General features: G+C 62.8%; 21 protein-coding genes and 1 tRNA gene. 17 read left to right on the top strand and 5 right to left on the bottom strand.

Annotated elements, in window-relative coordinates; translation table 11 throughout:
* Positions 1–5: 5 nt before the first annotated feature.
* The 11 genes from J1M81_RS15810 to J1M81_RS15760 all read left to right on the top strand — a co-directional run bounded on the left by J1M81_RS15810 (position 6) and on the right by J1M81_RS15760 (position 8,295).
* Positions 6–78: transfer RNA gene (locus J1M81_RS15810), tRNA-Ala, on the top strand.
* A gap of 111 nt (positions 79–189) precedes the next feature.
* A complete protein-coding gene (locus J1M81_RS15805; RefSeq protein WP_196249511.1) occupies positions 190–1,323 on the top strand; it encodes a hypothetical protein in 1,134 nt (377 codons plus the stop codon).
* A 261-nt stretch (positions 1,324–1,584) separates the two neighbouring features.
* Positions 1,585–2,427 carry a glycosyltransferase family 2 protein gene (locus J1M81_RS15800; protein ID WP_052718706.1) on the top strand — a complete coding sequence of 281 codons (843 nt, stop codon included), beginning with the start codon at positions 1,585–1,587 and terminating at the stop codon, positions 2,425–2,427.
* A gap of 89 nt (positions 2,428–2,516) precedes the next feature.
* A complete protein-coding gene (locus tag J1M81_RS15795) occupies positions 2,517–3,044 on the top strand; it encodes a DapH/DapD/GlmU-related protein (RefSeq protein ID WP_230595143.1) in 528 nt (175 codons plus the stop codon).
* Positions 3,045–3,211: 167 nt separating this feature from the next.
* Positions 3,212–4,096: a glycosyltransferase family A protein gene (locus J1M81_RS15790; RefSeq protein ID WP_206498320.1), complete on the top strand. Its 885-nt coding sequence runs from the start codon at positions 3,212–3,214 to the stop codon at positions 4,094–4,096.
* 221 nt (positions 4,097–4,317) lie between these two features.
* Positions 4,318–5,190, top strand: coding sequence for an SGNH/GDSL hydrolase family protein (locus tag J1M81_RS15785; RefSeq protein WP_052062882.1), 873 nt, complete (start codon positions 4,318–4,320; stop codon positions 5,188–5,190).
* Positions 5,191–5,353: 163 nt separating this feature from the next.
* Positions 5,354–5,806, top strand: coding sequence for an effector binding domain-containing protein (locus tag J1M81_RS15780; protein WP_032373036.1), 453 nt, complete (start codon positions 5,354–5,356; stop codon positions 5,804–5,806).
* Positions 5,807–5,922: 116 nt separating this feature from the next.
* Positions 5,923–6,240, top strand: a complete 318-nt coding sequence (locus J1M81_RS15775) for a GyrI-like domain-containing protein (protein WP_230595142.1) — start codon at positions 5,923–5,925, stop codon at positions 6,238–6,240.
* Between the two features lie 190 nt (positions 6,241–6,430).
* Positions 6,431–7,105 carry a ScbR family autoregulator-binding transcription factor gene (locus J1M81_RS15770; protein WP_206498319.1) on the top strand — a complete coding sequence of 225 codons (675 nt, stop codon included), beginning with the start codon at positions 6,431–6,433 and terminating at the stop codon, positions 7,103–7,105.
* Positions 7,106–7,162: 57 nt separating this feature from the next.
* Complete coding sequence (locus tag J1M81_RS15765; protein ID WP_167329154.1) at positions 7,163–7,318, top strand: hypothetical protein; 156 nt, start codon at positions 7,163–7,165, stop codon at positions 7,316–7,318.
* Positions 7,319–7,392: 74 nt separating this feature from the next.
* On the top strand, positions 7,393–8,295 hold the full coding sequence (locus J1M81_RS15760; RefSeq protein ID WP_206498318.1) for an SDR family oxidoreductase: 903 nt from the start codon (positions 7,393–7,395) through the stop codon (positions 8,293–8,295).
* Here the strand turns inward: J1M81_RS15760 and soxR are convergent.
* Positions 8,211–8,711, bottom strand: a complete 501-nt coding sequence (gene soxR, locus J1M81_RS15755) for a redox-sensitive transcriptional activator SoxR (RefSeq protein ID WP_080736397.1) — start codon at positions 8,709–8,711, stop codon at positions 8,211–8,213. The genes J1M81_RS15760 and soxR overlap by 85 nt on opposite strands.
* A 64-nt stretch (positions 8,712–8,775) precedes the next feature.
* Between soxR and J1M81_RS15750 the strand changes: the two genes are divergently transcribed.
* Positions 8,776–10,014, top strand: a complete 1,239-nt coding sequence (locus J1M81_RS15750; RefSeq protein WP_032399665.1) for an arginine deiminase — start codon at positions 8,776–8,778, stop codon at positions 10,012–10,014.
* Positions 10,015–10,027: 13 nt separating this feature from the next.
* On the opposite strand, the gene arsC is transcribed toward J1M81_RS15750, so the two are convergent.
* Positions 10,028–10,375 carry an arsenate reductase (glutaredoxin) gene (gene arsC / locus J1M81_RS15745; RefSeq protein ID WP_032399657.1) on the bottom strand — a complete coding sequence of 116 codons (348 nt, stop codon included), beginning with the start codon at positions 10,373–10,375 and terminating at the stop codon, positions 10,028–10,030.
* Positions 10,376–10,438: 63 nt separating this feature from the next.
* On the opposite strand from arsC, the gene J1M81_RS15740 reads away from it, so the two are divergent.
* From J1M81_RS15740 to J1M81_RS15730, 3 genes are all read left to right on the top strand, one after another.
* Positions 10,439–11,107 carry an SDR family oxidoreductase gene (locus J1M81_RS15740; protein WP_206498317.1) on the top strand — a complete coding sequence of 223 codons (669 nt, stop codon included), beginning with the start codon at positions 10,439–10,441 and terminating at the stop codon, positions 11,105–11,107.
* 7 nt (positions 11,108–11,114) lie between these two features.
* Entirely contained in the window at positions 11,115–11,483 is a 369-nt protein-coding gene (locus tag J1M81_RS15735; protein ID WP_027496064.1) for a GntR family transcriptional regulator, read from the top strand.
* A 69-nt stretch (positions 11,484–11,552) separates the two neighbouring features.
* Positions 11,553–11,975 carry a DoxX family protein gene (locus tag J1M81_RS15730; RefSeq protein ID WP_032399659.1) on the top strand — a complete coding sequence of 141 codons (423 nt, stop codon included), beginning with the start codon at positions 11,553–11,555 and terminating at the stop codon, positions 11,973–11,975.
* Positions 11,976–11,999: 24 nt separating this feature from the next.
* Here J1M81_RS15730 and J1M81_RS15725 read toward each other — a convergent pair whose 3' ends face one another.
* The gene (locus tag J1M81_RS15725) at positions 12,000–13,511 is read right to left on the bottom strand and encodes a dolichyl-phosphate-mannose--protein mannosyltransferase (protein WP_027496066.1); all 1,512 of its coding nucleotides are present in this window, start codon (positions 13,509–13,511) and stop codon (positions 12,000–12,002) included.
* 107 nt (positions 13,512–13,618) lie between these two features.
* On the opposite strand from J1M81_RS15725, the gene rsmI reads away from it, so the two are divergent.
* Entirely contained in the window at positions 13,619–14,443 is an 825-nt protein-coding gene (gene rsmI, locus J1M81_RS15720; RefSeq protein WP_027496067.1) for a 16S rRNA (cytidine(1402)-2'-O)-methyltransferase, read from the top strand.
* Between the two features lie 3 nt (positions 14,444–14,446).
* On the opposite strand, the gene J1M81_RS15715 is transcribed toward rsmI, so the two are convergent.
* Both J1M81_RS15715 and J1M81_RS15710 read right to left on the bottom strand, forming a co-directional pair.
* Positions 14,447–14,875 (bottom strand): SRPBCC family protein, encoded by a 429-nt coding sequence (locus J1M81_RS15715; RefSeq protein WP_027496068.1) that lies wholly within the window; start codon positions 14,873–14,875, stop codon positions 14,447–14,449.
* A gap of 14 nt (positions 14,876–14,889) precedes the next feature.
* Positions 14,890–15,894 (bottom strand): alpha/beta hydrolase, encoded by a 1,005-nt coding sequence (locus J1M81_RS15710; protein WP_206498316.1) that lies wholly within the window; start codon positions 15,892–15,894, stop codon positions 14,890–14,892.
* 187 nt (positions 15,895–16,081) lie between these two features.
* Between J1M81_RS15710 and J1M81_RS15705 the strand changes: the two genes are divergently transcribed.
* On the top strand, positions 16,082–17,461 hold the full coding sequence (locus J1M81_RS15705; protein WP_027496070.1) for a wax ester/triacylglycerol synthase family O-acyltransferase: 1,380 nt from the start codon (positions 16,082–16,084) through the stop codon (positions 17,459–17,461).
* Positions 17,462–17,474: the final 13 nt, after the last annotated feature.

The raw sequence follows: 17,474 nt of genomic DNA, 5'->3' as shown, positions 1-17,474 counted from the left end.
CAAACGGGGCTGTGGCGCAGTTGGTAGCGCGTCTCGTTCGCATCGAGAAGGTCAGGGGTTCGATTCCCCTCAGCTCCACCCGAAACGAAAGCCGCCACTCACCTCGAGTGGCGGCTTTCGTTGTGAATCAAGGCAATACAGAGCTCGGAGCGGCGTTACGTCGCCGGCGCATGTGTCACACTTCATACGGTGACCAGCCAGATGACCGTGCATGTCGAGGACACCGAGGCTCATCGAATTGCGGCCCGGATAGTGACGCCTTTCGGCAAAGAGGCTGTGGTGACCACCGCGTCGAATTACGAGTTGGACCATTCGGCGACTCCGTGGCTTCCTCCGATGCTGGTAGCGGGAATGCGAAAGAACTGGAGTATCGCTTTCGACAGTCCGGTGGATTCGATGGCACTTCGAGGCGCTCCCGAGGCGCAGAGAGTGTTTCTCGACTGGTATCCCAGACGGTTTCATGGGATATCGGTATCGGCTGACCCTTCCGACGCATTGTCCGACGGCCGAGGGGTGGGTTGCTTCTTCAGTGGAGGCGTGGACAGCTTCTATTCGGCAATCACCCAATCCGATCGCATCACCCATTTGATATTCGTTCACGGTTTCGACATCTCCGCCGGGAACGAGGATTTGGCGTCTCGGGCACTGGCCAGTGCCCGAGACGCGGCCGCGGAGCTCGGCAAGCCGCTGATCGAGGTCAAGACCACGTTGAGGTCGGCGTTCGGAGACCGATTGCCGCTCGATTGGGGATACGACCTTCACGGAGCCGCCCTGGCTCACGTGGGGCTGGCGTTGTCGCAGCATGTGAGCACCGTCATGATTCCGTCGTCCAACAGTCGCTGGGATCTGCTGCCGTGGGGTTCCCATCCCGATCTGGACCCGCTCTGGTCGAGTAGCAGTGTCACGTTCGATCACCACGAGTTGGAGGTGAATCGGCTCGGCAAGCTCCGGCAGATAGGCCTGGACGAGACGGCGATGAAGCATCTACGGGTGTGCTGGGAGAATCGCGACGGTCGATTCAACTGCGGAGTGTGCTTCAAGTGCATCAGGACGAAGATCGGGTTGGCCGCCGCAGGTGCGGAGAGCGAGGCCCTTCCTGGACCCATCGATCTCCATGCAGTCAGGTCCCTGACGTTGACGAACCGTCAGTGCCACCACCTGCGAAACGGGCTTGCTGCCATGGAGGAAGCAGGCGTGACCGACGATGGTGTGGTTGCGGCAGTAGACACGGCAATCCGCCGAAGACACTGGCGACAGGCTGCGTCGTATTTACGACGCGCACGATCGATATCCACAGGCTTCATACGTCGTCGCGTGAGCTGAGGCATTTCCGGCAATATGGCGTATTCGGACAACATTCGATCATTAACGGGAATCGAATTCTTTCGAACGTCTTATGAGCACCATTGACCTGAAACGGTCTTTTGGATTGCTTAGCACCCGCGGACGAGTCACGCTGCCGTTTTCGACGCTCTGAGCTGGGGCTACTTCTTCGGCTGACTTTAGTGTTCGCGTGGCTGATGTCGTATCTTTATACGCGTGCCTGCGCGTTCGGTAGGTGTCGAATTCAATCAGGGGATCGAAATGAACACTCTCAGTGTGGTAATTCCGGTGCTCGACGAGGTCGACCACATCGGCGAATGCTTGAATTTGCTGCTCGATCAGGGAAACTACATAGACCGTATCGTCGTGGTGGATAACGGCTCGACCGACGGGACGCTCGATCTGGTCGAGACCCTGTGCGAAGTCGATGACAAGGTCCAGTTGGTGCACGAGCCGAATCGGGGCGTCGTGCATGCCCGGAACACAGGCTTCGATCTCGTGCAGTCGTCCATCATCGGCCGCATAGACGCCGATACGCGCGTCCGGCCCGGGTGGGCCCGCTCCATCATCGAATTCTTCGGAGAGCACTCCACGGTTGCGGCAGCGGGCGGGCGAACCTACTTGTACGAGTCGCCGTGGGCCCGGCCTCTGGCGTGGCAACATGCACGAGCGGAGCAGCGTGACCCGTCGGTGCGCAGCGCCTTGGCGGTATCGGGCAACAATTTCGCGATCCGCGCATCTGCCTGGCACCAGGTTCGGAATGTGGTCAGCGACAAGACCTGCGTGCACGAGGACATCGATCTGTGCTTGTCGTTGGTCGGCAAGAAGTTGCCGCTTGCTCTGAACGGCCGTATGAAGGCTGCGGTATCCGGCCGGCGATCGGCTACATCTCCGGTGAAGTACGTGAACTACGCGATCGCGGGCTACCGCTCCTACAAGGAGCACGGGCTCGCGTCGGCCAAGCTGGCCCGGATCGTTGCGATCGATTGGCTCCTGCACACGCTGCGCTGGCCCATCTCGAGAATGTTCTCGGCGGTGCCCTCGCGCGCACTGCCCGTCGACGACCGTGCGCTCTCCGACGAACGGATGCGAGAGGCCGCGTGAACCTGCGCTCCCTGATCCCAACTTGGGCGAGCGACTCATCGAACGTCAAGTGGGCCCTCTTTCAAATGCGTCAGGCAACCCTCGTGTCGGTGGCGAACCTGCCGTTCGTTCCGGCGGTACTGCGGGCGACCTTGCTGCGGCCGGCGGGAGTCCGGACGGACGGGCCGTGCTTGATATACGGCGGCGCGATGATCCAGGGTCGCGGGTCGGTACGGATGGGCACCGGGGTCTTCGTGAATTTCGGGTGCCACTTCGACACTGTTGCCGACATCGTGATCGGTGACGATGTGTTCCTGGCGGACCACGTTCGGATCATCACCAGTACCCATGACGTCGGACCGTCGTGGCGACGGGCAGGCTTGCTGAGGGGCGAGTCGGTCACCATCGGGCGAGGCACGTGGATCGGGTCCGGTGTGGTGATCATGCCCGGGGTCCGCATCGGTGAGGGATGCATCATCGGGGCGAACTCGTTGGTGACCAAGGATTGCGAACCGGACGCGGTGTACGTCGGCAGCCCAGCCGTTCGTCGCCGGGAGTTGAACGATCTACCCGACGCGCGAGCCATAGCGGGCGCGACGCCTGATTTCGAGAGCAATACTCTGACGACCGATCGATAAAGCACTTGCCGATATCGACAAAAGACTATTATCGATCCGAAATTGGACGACTTATTTCGTCGAATTGATGATGTAGCATCATCTGCGTCAGAGGCTCGGCACCCTTTGTATTTGCTTTGTAAATTGCCGAGCTACGCATTGCCAAAAAGGTGTCAGGGGTTGGCGTTGTGAACACTCTTTCCGTTGTTGTGCCCGCATTCGACGAACAGGCGCATTTGGGTGGATGCCTGGATGCTTTATTGGCGCAACGTGAACACATTCACGAAATAATCGTGGTGGACAACAATTCCACCGACGATACCGCCGGCGTGGTAGCGAGCTACAGCCGCCGGTTTCCGGAGATAGTTCTGGTCCGGGAGTCGAAGCGAGGCGTCGTTCATGCGCGCAACGCCGGTTTCGATCGGGCCGAAGGATCCATCATCGGACGTATCGATGCGGACACTCGGGTAGCTCCGGATTGGGCCGAGTCGATTCTGGATTTCTTCGACCGCAGACTGGACTACGCGGCGGTGACCGGGCCGATCTACCTGTACGACTCCCCGTGGGCTGCACCGTACGGCACGTACGTGGACTACTCCACCAAGCGCAAACCCGATGAGTTGCGGGTCTCGGCGGCCTCGGGCAACAACTTCGCCATTCGCCGCTCCGCTTGGGAAGCCGCCCGCGACCGCGTGAGTCTGCGTACCGACCTGCACGAGGATATCGATCTCTCGCTGTGCCTGTACCGCGTCGGTCTCCAGATCGCGCTGATCAAAACGATGTGCGTCGAGGTGTCGGGTCGCCGGCTGCTGACTCCGCCCCTCGAATATCGTCATTATGTGCTGAGTTCTTACCGAACGTGGGTCCACCATGATTTGGCGAACAAGGCGCTACGTCGACTGTTGATCGCCGACATGATTCTGCATACCGTGCATTGGCCGTTGACTCGAATATTGTCCGGATGCGAGTCGCGAATTCTGCCGGTTTCGCATTCGAACGAGGGCGTGACATCGGAACAGTATTTGTCACCTGTGCGCGATGGCGAATATGTCACTACGGCGTCGGCCGAGTAAATTCACGGCCGATTCGAGCGGTCCGCGACAATTGTCCGATCGGTCGTCCCGATCGACTCGCTGTATCTGCTGACCTCCCGGAACCGGGCCCACGGTTCCGATACAGGACCGCGTCGTCACCGACGCGGTGTTACTGTCTCGTAGTTCTTCGACCCGCGGGCATCCGAGAGTCGAGTCGGGGTGGGCCGGTCGGGCGGCCGTGTAGCAGGCGGGGGCGTGTCGTGCGCTTCGATGTTCGGACGTTCGTCGTCGGTCTTGCCGTGTCTCTGCTGACGGGACAGCTCGTCGGGACTGCGTCGGCGGACGTCGTCGTCGACAACCCCGTCCACTACGTCGCTCTGGGCGACTCCAGGGCTGCCGGGCCCGCGTGGTTGTCCTATGCCGGCGGAGACGGTTGTGGACGATCCGACGCGGCGTATCCGGCCATGATCGCGAGCGCACTGCACCCTGTGTCCTTCGCCAGCGTGGCGTGCAGTGGGGCGACGAGCGCACACGTCGTGTCCACGCCGCAGAGCACGTACACGCCACTGCCTCATCGTGTCCCGGTTCAGATCGATGCGCTGCGGCCTCATACGACGCTGGTGACCCTCTCGATAGGCGGCAACGGCCTGAATTGGGCGCAGTTGATCGGGCCGTGCCTGCAACCTGTGCCGCAGGAAGATCCTCGGTGCCGAAACAACCCCGTGGTCCTCCAGGAGATAGACCGGAGGCTGGGGCAGCTGGGGCCGGTGTTGGACGGCGTACTCGACGCGATTACGCAGCGTTCACCACACGCCGTCGTCGTGCTGGTGGGTCACGGTGGTTACTTCGACCATCAGGGCTGTTTCCCGGACTCGAATCTGCACGGTGCCGACGCGGCGTTCGTGCAGGATTTCTTCGTCCGGTTCGATTCCGTGCTTCGAGACAGTGCCGTCAGGCATGGGGCGACGTTCGTCGATGTGGCGGGGCCGGCCGTCGGCCACGACGCATGCGCACCGATTGCAGAGCGCTGGTTCACGGGCTCGATGACGTTCGGTCCGACACCGTTCTTGCATCCGACCCCGCTGGGCAGCGCTGCGATGGCGGAATTGGTGCTCGACGCAATCGGTCGGTGACGTCGCTTCGTCGGTCACAATGCGCGGGGACAACACCCAGTGACACATCCTGTTGAACAAACGATCATCTGCGTACCGGTCGGCCCGGTAGATTGACGGGTTATATCGTGAACCGACGATCCGAGCGCTGGATCTGCCCCTGCAACTTCCATACGGAGTGTGAATGTCGTTCGAGATCGTCGACCTCCCCGAAACGTGGGTCGCCGGTCTCCCCGTTCGCAGTCCCAAACGAGCACTCGGGCGGTTGAACGATCCTGCCCTCAACCAGGCGTGGTCCGCAGTGCTCAATCAGGAGACTGCCGGACCGCTTGCGTCGATCTACACGGACTTCGCCCCTGGAATCGGATCGTACAATACACAGATAGTCGGTTACCAGTGCTCGTCGCTCGGGCAGGTGACGCGTGGGCATTTGATCGCAAAAGTGCTGTCTGCAAAATATGCCCGATTCTCCGCGGTGGGTTATTTTCCCGACGTTCTCACTCGATTGTGGAATCAGATCGATCACGCCGAGGAGAACGGGGAGATAGTGCGATCGTTCACCGGTGATTACGAGTGCTACCCGCACGCCTACAAAGTCGACCTGTATTTGGCCATCACGCAGCCCGGCGGTTCGTGATGAGCTTTCGGATCACCGCGCGCAGTGCCGAATTGTTCGGTGGGTTGGTGGCACCGCGGGTGGAGCCCGGTGCCGAGGCCAGTTGCAGCGAATGGATGGGATTCCTCCGAGATCGTGTGCGCGAGAAGAACATCGACGCCACGCAGGTGACCACCGTGTATGTCCCCGACGCGCACGGCACTGTCAATGCACTCGTCGGTGTCCCGCTGGACTCGCCGAGTGACGTCGCTGTGGGAGATGTGTTCGTATCCATACCGACTGGTGTGTTTGCCGTGTTCGTGCCCAGTGGTGGTCTCGCGGATCCGATCGAAGACGTCTGGGCGCAAGTCGACGAGTGCGTTCGATCCGGGACGCTATTCCGTGCTTACGCCGAGGAAGTAGAAGTCGTTACGAATGCTGGAGAAGTGGAACTTTTCGTTTCGATCGTTTTGTAAACGAGGTCTTCTTCATGTATTTGTCACTTTCGAATCACAAAATCGCCGACGAACCGGTTACTATTGGCAAGCGCTGACAAGCCCGCAATGGGAACGTGAATTCGAGTTCGTGGGTTCAGCACCCGGGAGCCAGCGCGGACCACAAGGTGTCGATGTCATCGCACGATCGACTGAGCAGGGGTGTAGCAATATGGTGAGACAACTCAGGGCCGAAGCCACTCGCGCGGCGGCGCTGCGCGCTGCAGCAGATCTCTTCCTCGACGTCGGGCATGCCAATGCCACGCTGAGTCAGGTGTCGGCGCAGTCCGGCGTGACCAAGGGCGCGCTGTACTTCCATTTCGCGTCCAAGGAAGAACTCGCTCGCGCCATCGTCGACGAAGGTCACGAGCGCGTGTCCACGGCCTGCGCGGGGCTGGTGGACAGCCGCAGCCCAGCCCTCGAGTCCGTCATCGGAATCTCGTACTCGGTTCTCGAACTGGCAGCGTCGGATCCGCTCGTTCGTGTGATGTACCGGTTGCAGATGGAGATCGACGGGTCCGACACCGCTCGCGGAAGCGTGTTCGGCACCTGGGGCAACATCTTCGAGCATCTTTTCGAGCGGGCCATCGAGCACGGCGACGTCGCCGACCACCTGGACGCAGGCAACGCGGCACTGCTGGTGTGCGAAATGCTGGCCGGGGTTCTGATGGTGTCCGAGGCGCAGTCGCGTCTGGAGGAAGCGCCGTCTCGTATGGAGAAGGTGTGGAACACCGTGCTGCCGTCGTTGGTGCCTGCCGACAAGCTGGCCTACTTCCGAGAATTCGCAGCTCGCAGCCTCTCGAGCTTCGTGCGCGAGAACATCGATTCGAGCTCGGTCACCGTCTGACGTTCTCGTCGCCCGGGGTGCTTGCTGCGCGCCGATGCGAGGCGCACACTGTGTGACATGGAACACAGAATGTCGGACAACGAGCTCCGGAAAGCGATCGGCACTCTGCAGCACCGCGCGGACGATGCGCGGAAACGAGGTGCCGACGACGAGGCGACGCGTATCGAGAACACCGTCGCCGATTACCGAGACGAGATGTCGCAGAGATTGTGACGGCCCTGTCGGTCGTCACCGCGTAGGGTCGGAATCGACCTGACACGTGGCAACCGGTGGGGGAACAAGCTTCGATGGCTACATACGATCTGCGCGGCAAGAAGACGTTGATCACGGGAGCGGGCAGCGGAATCGGCCGGGCGACGGCCATCGCGGCTGCAGCGGTGGGAGCTGAACTGTTCCTTACCGACATCAACGCCTCCGGGCTTGCCGAGACCGTGGACCTGGTCGGTCGAGCGGGCGGCACGGTCAGTCACTCCTTGCCCTTCGACGTCTCCGATTTCGACGCGGTCACCGCCTTCGCGGACGATATTCACACCGAGTTCGGCAGCCTCGACGTCGTCATGAACGTCGCGGGCATTTCGGCGTGGGGCACCGTCGAGAATCTGGAGCATCGGCATTGGAAGTCCATGGTCGATGTCAACCTCATGGGTCCCATTCATGTCATCGAGAAATTCCTCCCGCCGATGATCGAGGCGGGCCGCGGTGGGCATCTGGTCAACGTCTCGTCTGCGGCGGGATTGATTCCTCTGCCCTGGCACGCTGCCTACAGCGCCAGCAAGTACGGCCTTCGTGGCGTGTCCGAAGTTCTTCGATACGACCTGAAACGTCACGGAATCGGCGTGAGCCTCGTCGTGCCCGGTGGTGTCAAGACCGGCCTGGTGCAGACACTGCAGATCGCCGGCATCGATCGAGACGATCCTCGTGTGCAGAAACTGCAGCACCGGTTCGAGAAGCGTGCTGTCGAACCGTCGGTCGTGGCCGATGCGATCCTCACCGGCATCGCCAAACGCAAGTACCTCGTTTACTCCTCCAACGACATTCGCTTCGGTTACTGGATCTCGCGAAAGTTCGCGCCACCGTACGAGTTCGTACTGCAACGAGCGAACGATCAGTTCTCCAAGCTGCTCGACCCGCGTCGCACCGACGGGGCGTCCAAGTCGACATCGAGTGTGCGAGCACCGGGGCCGGAGTAGGAGAGTCGGTCGTGCGGGTTGGCCAGAGCGCAGCCGGCCAACGACAGACAGCCGCAGCCGATGCACCCGGTCAAATCGTCCCGTAGGCGAATCAGCTGCTCGATTCGTGAGTCCAGTTCGCGGTGCCATCGCGTCGACAGCCTGGCCCAGTCCTCGCGGGTGGGCGTTCGCTCGTCCGGAAGTTCGCTCAACGCCTGACGGATGGTCGCGAGAGGAATTCCCACCTTTTGCGAGATGCGAATGAACGCCACTCTGCGCAAAGTCTCACGGTGAAACCTGCGCTGGTTGCCCGATGTTCGTCGGCTGCTGATCAGGCCCTGCGTCTCGTAGAAATGCAACGCGGACACGGCGACGCCGCTGCGCTCGGACAGCTGGCCGGGGGTCAGTTCACGGACGTTCCACTCGGGCATCGGCACGACCTCGACCTTACTTCAGGTCCGGATGCCAGCGCTGGATGACGAATGGGTTTACCGTTCGTTCATGAGTGTCGACTCCGCTGCGGGCCCGTTGGGAGCCAATTCCGAGGTAGGTGTGCTCCGCACGGTGATGCTGCACCGCCCGGGTGATGAGCTGCGGCGCCTGACTCCGAGAAACAACGACCAGCTGCTGTTCGACGGGTTGCCGTGGGTGGACCGGGCACAGGACGAGCACGATGCGTTCGCAGAACTGCTCCGCAGCCGCGGCGTGACGGTGCTGCTGCTCGGCGAACTCCTCACCGAAGCGATGACGGTCAGTGGTGCTGCTCGGATGCAGGGCATCTCGGCTGCCGTCGACGCCCGGCGGCTGGGACGGGCGCTCGCCGAGGATCTCGCCCAGTATCTCCGCGGTATCCCGGCAGCCGATCTGGCCCAGATCCTGATGGCGGGCATGACGTTCGACGAGTTGCTCGAAGCCGAGTCCGGCGAATCCGAGCCCAGTGGTGCCTCGCTGGTTCGCCGCATGCATCACGGAGGCGACTTCGTCATCGATCCGCTACCCAATCTGCTGTTCACCCGTGACTCGTCGTTCTGGATCGACAACCGAGTGGCGATCACCTCCCTGGCCCTGCCTGCGCGAGTGCGGGAAACGTCGCTGACCGATCTGATCTACGCGTTCCATCCCATGTTCAAGGGCGTGCGACGTGCGTACGAATCCCGTACCGCTCCGGTCGAAGGCGGGGACGTGTTGCTGCTCGCTCCCGGCGTGGTAGCGGTGGGCGTGGGGGAGCGCACCACCCCTGCAGGTGCAGAAGCGTTGGCGCGCAGTCTGTTCGAGGACGATCTGGCGCACAGCGTGCTGGTGGTACCGATCGCGCAGGAGCGGGCGTCGATGCACCTCGATACCGTCTGCACAATGGTCGACACCGACGCGGTCGTGATGTATCCGGCGATTCAGGACACGTTGTCCGCGTTCACGATTCACCGTGAGGATGCGGGTGTCAGTATTCGCGGCGCCGACCCGTTCCTCGAAGCCGCCGCCGATGCGATGGGGATCGGCAAACTCCGGTTGATCGACACCGGACTCGATCATGTGACCGCCGAACGCGAGCAATGGGACGACGGCAACAACACTCTCGCGATCTCCCCGGGGGTGGTCGTCGCCTACGAACGCAATGTCGAGACCAATGCCCGGCTCGAGGCGTCGGGCATCGAGGTGTTGCGAATCTCCGGGTCCGAGTTGGGCTCGGGCCGGGGTGGCCCCCGGTGTATGTCGTGCCCGGTGTCTCGCGAAAGGCTTTGACGGACAGGCGTTTCTACAGGACGGCGAGGACCTTGTCGGCGGGGCGAGCCAACACGGTTCCCTTGTCGGTGACCACGATCGGGCGTTCGATCAGAATGGGGTGCGCCGCCATCGCCGCGATCAAGGTCTCGTCGTCGGCCTCCGCCAGTTCGAGTTCTTTGTAGATGCTCTCTCGGGTTCGAACAGCCTGACGTGGTGCGAGTCCCGCGTCGGCGAGCAGCGTGCGGAGTTCGTCTTCGGTCGGCGGCGTCTCGAGGTACTTGACGACCTGGGGGACGATGCCCGCATCCTCGATCGTCTTCAGAACGGTGCGGGAGGTGTTGCAGCGTGGGTTGTGATAGATGGTTGCGGCCCGGGTCATGTTTGCAATCCTGTCACGCGGGTAGCCAACGCGACAGATCACGTCAGGAACGGGAGTAGTCGCATGACCGACAAGCGCATTGTCATTGCAGGTGGGCACGGCCAGATCGCCCAACATCTCACGCAGGTTCTCACGGCGCACGGTGACCGCGCTGTGTCGCTCATTCGCAACAGCGATCACGTCGATGCCGTCACGGCCCTCGGTGCGCTGCCGCAGGTCATCGATCTGGAGTCTGCGTCCGTCGACGAGTTGGCCGACGTTCTCTCCGGTGCCGACGCAGTGGTGTTTGCGGCCGGTGCAGGTCCCAACAGCGGTCCCGAGCGCAAGGACACCGTCGACCGGGCCGGTGCGGTGTTGTTGGCCGATGCCGCCGAGAAGGCCGGCGTTCGCCGCTACGTGCTGATCAGTTCCTTCGGGGCCGGTGAGCCGGTCGCGGACGACCTCGACGAGGGATGGAAAGCATACATCCGGTCCAAAACTGCTGCGGAAGAAGATGTTTCGTCCCGCGCGGGCTTGGACTGGACCGTTCTTCGCCCCGGCAAGCTGACCGACGAGGATGCGACGGACTCGGTTTCGCTCACCGAGCCTCCACTCGACCCGGGCGAGGTGACCCGTGCCGACGTGGCAGCGGTCGTCGCCCGTCTGATCGACACCGGCAGTGCCATCGGCAAAACGCTGATGCTCACATCCGGATCGACGTCCATCGCCGACGCTGTCGACGCGGTTCGATGAGGCGATCGTGCGCGTAAGCATCGATCCGTCGAACACGACCCCGGTGTTCGAGCAATTGCGGATGCAGATTCTGGGATTGGTGCGGTCCGGGGATCTCATCGCCGGAACGAAGATCCCCACGGTACGTGGGCTTGCCGAAGAGCTGAAGATCGCGCCGAACACGGTGGCGAAGACCTACCGGGAGCTCGAACAGCAGGGAATCATCGAGACGCGGGGTAGGTCCGGATCGTTCGTCGCGTCCGGCGGCGACCCGTCACGAGATATTGCAGCCAGGGCCGCAACGGAATTCGTCCGGGCCGTCAGATCTATCGGTCTCGACGACGACCAGGCGCGAACGTTCCTCGAAGCTGCTCTGAAAGGGGCAGGCGGCCGGTAAGTTGACGCTTCAACCTCCTTCTGTCAGGGTGGTGCTGCCCATTCAGCCGCGCCAGAAGGATGCCTATCAATGAACTCAACGCTCGTCCGTGACGCCGTCGCCCTCGTAGCTCGTATCGGCCTGGGAGTCGTCTTCATCGCCCACGGGTGGCAGAAGCTCAATACCTTCGGCCTCGACGGCACCGCTGCCAGCTTCGAGGCGATGAACATTCCGGTACCCACGGCGTCTGCCTACTTCGCAACGTTCGTCGAGCTCATCGGCGGCGGCGCATTGGTTCTCGGCATCTTCACTCCGATCGCCGGTCTGCTGCTGTTCGCCGACATGTTGGGAGCTGCATTCCTCGTCCACTTCGAGAACGGGGTGTTCGCCACCGACAACGGCTACGAGCTCGTCGTCGCTCTCGGCGTCGGCGCGCTCATGCTCGCGGCGTTCGGTGCCGGTCGCATCAGCATCGACGGAATCACCAAGGGCAAGACCGCAATTCTGCAGTAGTCGGTAGCGAGCCGAGTGGGGCGCTCAGCGCCAACTCGGTAACCACAATTGTTCCTGCCACATCTGCGGGGTGATCGGCATCGCGGTGAGGATCGGCCACAGCCACACGAAGTTGGCGATCACCACCGCGATGTACAGGCACACCAGAAGCAGTCCGGTGCCGCGTCTCTCGGCCGAGGCGCTCGCTTTTCCGATTATGTCGCCCAGTACCAGCGCGAAGCCCATCACCATGAACGGCGCGAGCGCCACCGCATAGAAGTAGTACATCTGCCGGTCGAGGGTCGCGAACCAGGGCAACAGTGCGGCACCGTAACCGACGAGAACCGTGGCGTAGCGCCAATCTCGTCGTACGAGAACGGACCACAGCGTCCAGGCGAGCATCGGCAAGGCCAACCACCACATCGCGGGCGTGCCGATCAGCATGATCGCCTTCACGCACGACGACGCCGAGCAACCCGACACGCTCTCGCCGTCGGCGAAGTAGTACAGCATGGGGCGTAGGCCCATCGGCCACGTCCACGGCTTGGATTCCCACGGGTGCCGATTGCCTGCCGAATTGGTCAGTCCCTCATGGAAATCGAGCACACTGCCGCTGTAGTACCAGAGCGACCGCAGGGCGCCGGGGACGAAGGAGAACGGTCCGCCGAATCCGATTCCGTTGCCCACCTCGTGCCGGTCGACACCGGTCTCGGAGGTGAACCACGCCCAGTACGTCATCAGGTACACGGCGATCGGAACGATCACCAGCGCGTACAGCGCGGGTCCGATGTCGCGCACCGCAGTTCCGCGCCACGGTCGGCGAACCCCGTACGAGCGACGAGCAGCCAGGTCGAACGCCACGCTCAGCAAGCCGAAGAACGCGATGAAATACAGACCCGACCACTTGGTGCCACATGCGAGACCCAGCATGATGCCGGCCCCGAAACGCCACCACCGCACACCCATTCGAGGGCCGAGATCGCTGACGTCCATGCGGCCCTCGGCTCGGACCGTCCACAGTCGCTTTCGCACGTCGTCGCGGTCGACGACCAGGCAACCCAGAGCAGCGGTGACGAACAGGGCCAGAAAGATGTCCAGCATGCCGATGCGGCTGCTGACGAACGTGACGCCGTCGACGATGAGCAGAATGCCTGCGATCGCACCGATGAGCGTCGAGTGGGTGAGGCGTCGGACGATGCGAATCACCAGCAGTACCAACAGCGTTCCGGCGACTGCGGACGAAAAACGCCATCCCCAACCGTTGTAGCCGAACAACGCCTCGCCGACGGCGATCAGCTGCTTGCCGACAGGCGGGTGCACCACCAGTCCGTAGGCCGGATTGTCCTCGAGCCCGCCGCCGGTGAGCACCTGATAACCCTGCGGTGCGTAGTGCTTCTCGTCGAACACCGGCGTTCCGGCGTCGGTGGGGTACCGCAACATCGTGAAGCGGGTGATCGCACAGATGGCGGTGACGACGAGGGTGACGATCCAGCCGCGTCGTACATCGGTGTCGTGGAACCAGTCGCGCGCGGCAACAGTGGGCCCGGGACTGACCATCGACCGGTCGCCGGAGCGCTCAGAGGTCAGCAAGGTCACGTACCGATCGTAGGCGGTGTTCCGGAGTGGGCGGCAGGCCGCTGCACCGCATGGGAGACACTGGAGACATGCTCATTCTTGCTGCCACCCCGATGGGCGACGTCGGAGATGCCTCGCAGCGCCTGCGTGATGCCCTCGGTAGTGCCGATGTCGTGGCCGCCGAAGACACCCGACGCACCAAACAACTGGCGTCCTCCCTCGGCGTGACGATCGGGGGCAGGGTCGTCAGTTTCTACGACCAGGTCGAAACGGCGCGGCTACCCGCACTGGTCGAGGCCGTCGCCGAGGGAAAGACCGTACTGCTGGTGACCGACGCGGGCATGCCGTCGGTGAGCGATCCGGGCTACCGGTTGGTCGCGGCCTGCGTCGACGCCGACCTGCCGGTGACCTGCCTGCCCGGACCGTCGGCCGTCACGACCGCCCTCGCACTGTCGGGGCTGCCGGTGGAGCGCTTCTGCTTCGACGGATTCGCCCCGCGCAAGCAGGGACAGCGGCGCACGTATTTCCAGTCGGTGCTCGCCGAACCGCGTGCCATCGTCTTCTTCGAGGCCCCGCATCGGCTCGTCGCATGTCTCGAGGACGCGGTGCACGTTCTCGGCCCAGACCGCCGCGCTGCGGTGTGCCGAGAGCTCACCAAGACCTACGAGGAGGTCCGCCGTGGCGGACTGGGGGAGCTGCTCGACTGGGCACGTGACGGAGTCCGCGGTGAGATCACCGTCGTACTCGAAGGAGCGGTCGCCGTCGCCGAGGAGCCCGAGGATCTCGTGGCCGAGGTGGAATCGCTCGTGGCGTCGGGCATGCGATTGAAGGACGCCTGCGCTCAGGTGGCCGTCGCAGGCGTGTCCAAGCGCGAGGTGTACGAGGCCGTTCTCGCCGCCCGCAAGGATCAGTGACGCTCAGCCCACCACGTGCTGGCGTAGCCCTTCGGTCGCTGCTTCGAGGATGGTCTTGGTGCCCTTCTTGACAAGGAAGCCAGGCAGGGGAGCCTTCGGGTCGACGGTCAGCTCGAATTCGACGTGCGTCCCGTTACCCTTGGGCGTCAACGTGTATCGGCCTTCCTGGGCCTTCTGCTGGGTGCTCTCCACCAAGCTCCACGACACCTCGTTCTCGCTCCAGGTGTACTGGACCAATTGCTCGTCGTTGATACCGATGATCGAGACCTTCATCTTGACGTGGTTCGGCCGACCGTCGTCGAAGCGGTCGACCACCTCGCACTTCTTGTGCACGGGAGACCACGAGGGGATGCCTTCGACATCGGCGAGGACGTCGAGAATTGTCGCTGCGTCCGCCTCGATGTCGACGGACTTGTTCACTGTGACTGCCATGGGGAGAAGGTATCTCAGCTTTCTGTACGGGGGCTGACGTTACGGGCGAACTCGCCGATGGCGCGTAGTGCGCGACGCGCTTCGGGAACGAAATCGGCGGCCTGGAACACGTGCACCTGATCCTCGAAGACCTGTAGTTCGCAGTCGACGCCGGCGACGGCGAGGCGCTCCGCCATGAGTTCGGCGTCGGCATAGACCATTTCGGTCGATCCGACCTGGATCAGCACCGGCGGCAGGCCGGCGAGATCACCGTCGACCGGTGAGACCCGAGGGCCGCGTTCACCTTCGATGACGATCCGTGCGTCGACCCGATCGGCGAGGGCGGTCAGTGCGGGAACGGCGTTGGACGGAAACACCGAACACTTCTTGGCGTTCTCGTGAGTCAGCTTGCCGGTGGGATCCATGTCGGTCAGCGGCGACATCGTGAAGATGCCGGCAGGTGCCTGAAGGCCGACGGTACGCAGAGCCAAGGTGACCATGAAAGCGAGATATCCGCCCGCCGAATCCCCGCCCATGATGATCTGGTCCGGGCGATAGCCGGAATCGAGGAGGAAGCGGTAGGCGTCGACCCCGTCCTCGACGGCGTGTGCGATCGGGTTGCGCGGCATCATGCGGTAGTTCACCGACAGCACCGGGCCGTCGACGCTCTTGGAGACCCGCGAGGTCATCCGCCGGTGCGTTCTCAGTCCGCAGCACACGAACGCGCCGCCGTGCATGTACAGGACGACACGGTCGTTTCCACTGCCTTCGGCCCGAATCCATTCGGCCTCGCATTCGGAGAGCATGACGCGACTGCGGGTGGTGCCGCTGATCTGGGGGACGAGCAGACCCGCGTAATCGACCAAACCCATCGGCCACGGCAGTGACGGTGCCTGCGCCCACACCGTCAGGAACGGGCGCACGGTGAACTGCAGGTATTTGGACAGGATCTGCGACTGCAGGCTTGCTCCGCGGATATCGCGGCGGCGCGCAGTGGCTGCCGCGTCGGACGTTTTCACTACGGTGAGCGCCGGATTCATAGCCGTCGCCTCCATCCCCGTTGGCTGTTGCAGGGCGCGTGTGCGCCGTGCGTCGGATCCCCGTTCTGTTTGGAACCCCTGGTAACGGACAATAGCGGGTGGGATTTCGTGAGCGCACGTAAGGTCGTGTTCTGAGTCACATTCGGTGCCGTACCGTGACATAAAACAAATGGAAAAAGGACAGCTCATGGCACTCATGCCCATCACCGAATCGATGTTTCTGATCGCCGAATCGCGGGAGCACCCGATGCACGTGGGCGGACTGGAGTTGTTCGTACCGCCCGGCGATCCGCACGAGTTCGCACAGGAAGTGCATCGCAAGTTCACCACTGGTGAAGTGCACGAGCTGTTCCGCAAGCGGCCGGCCCGCCCGGTGCAGATCATGGGAACTCTCGCGTGGGCTTTCGATCAGGACGTCGACTTCGAGTACCACGTCAGGCGCGCTGTCTTGCCCTCGCCGGGACGCATCCGCGAGCTGTTCCAGTTTCTCTCGCTCAATCACAGTGCCCCGCTCGATCGCTACCGGCCGATGTGGGAACTGCACATCATCGAGGGTCTGGCCGACGGCCGAGTTGCGTTGTACACCAAGGTGCATCACTCGCTGGTCGACGGCGTCAGCGCGCTGAAGCTCATGCAGCGCACACTCTCGACGGACCCCGAGGATCGCAGCGGAGTGGCGACCTGGGACCCGTCGTTGTTCGGTCGCGGCAGAAAGAAGGTCGACAAGGCCGAGCCCGGGCGGCTGGCGCAACTGGGCAGCGGCCTGTCCATGGGACGCAAGATTGCCGGCGACCTGGTGGACTTCGCCCCTGCCTCCGCGCGAATAGGGTTGCGCGCGTTGAAGAAAGAAGGCGCACAGCTACCGCTGCGGGCACCGCGGACGATGTTCAACGTGCCCATCGGCGGCGCTCGACGCTTCGCGGCGGAGAGCTGGTCGATCGAGCGAATTCGTAAGGTCGGTACCGCCCTCGATGCAACGCTGAACGACATGGTGCTCGCGATGTGCGCCGGTGCGTTGCGTGCCTACCTCATCGATCAGAACGCGCTCCCCGAGGAGCCACTGATTGCCATGGTGCCGGTCTCGCTGCGCAAGGAGGGTGACAGCAAGGACGCCGGTAACTCCGTGACGACCATTCTGTGCAACCTGGGGACCGACGAATCCGATCCACTGCTTCGCCTCGAACGCATCAAGGAGTCCACTGTTCGGGGTAAGCAGATGATGGGGGAGCTCAACACCCTCGAAGCGCTTGCCGTCGGTGCAATCACCATGGCCCCGTTGTTGTTCGGGCCGGTGCCGGGATTCGTCGACTACACCCCGCCGCCGTTCAACGTGATCATCTCCAACGTGCCGGGTTCCAAGGAAGACCTCTACTGGAACGGCGCGAAACTCGACGGCATCTACCCGGCGTCCATCGTGTGCGACGGGCAAGCGCTCAACATCACCGTCGCCAGCAACGGCGATTCGTTGAACTTCGGGCTCATCGGGTGCCGACGCAGTGTGCCGCACCTGCAGCGGATGCTCACGCATCTGGAGAACACGTTGGAGGAGCTCGAAAAGGCGGCGTAGCCCCACGTGAGTG

This window comes from Rhodococcus sp. KRD175 (assembly GCF_017168275.1).
GTDB classification, from domain to species: domain Bacteria; phylum Actinomycetota; class Actinomycetes; order Mycobacteriales; family Mycobacteriaceae; genus Rhodococcoides; species Rhodococcoides fascians.
Note: the sequence above shows the minus strand (reverse complement) of the source record. Positions and strands in the feature narration are given on the sequence as shown.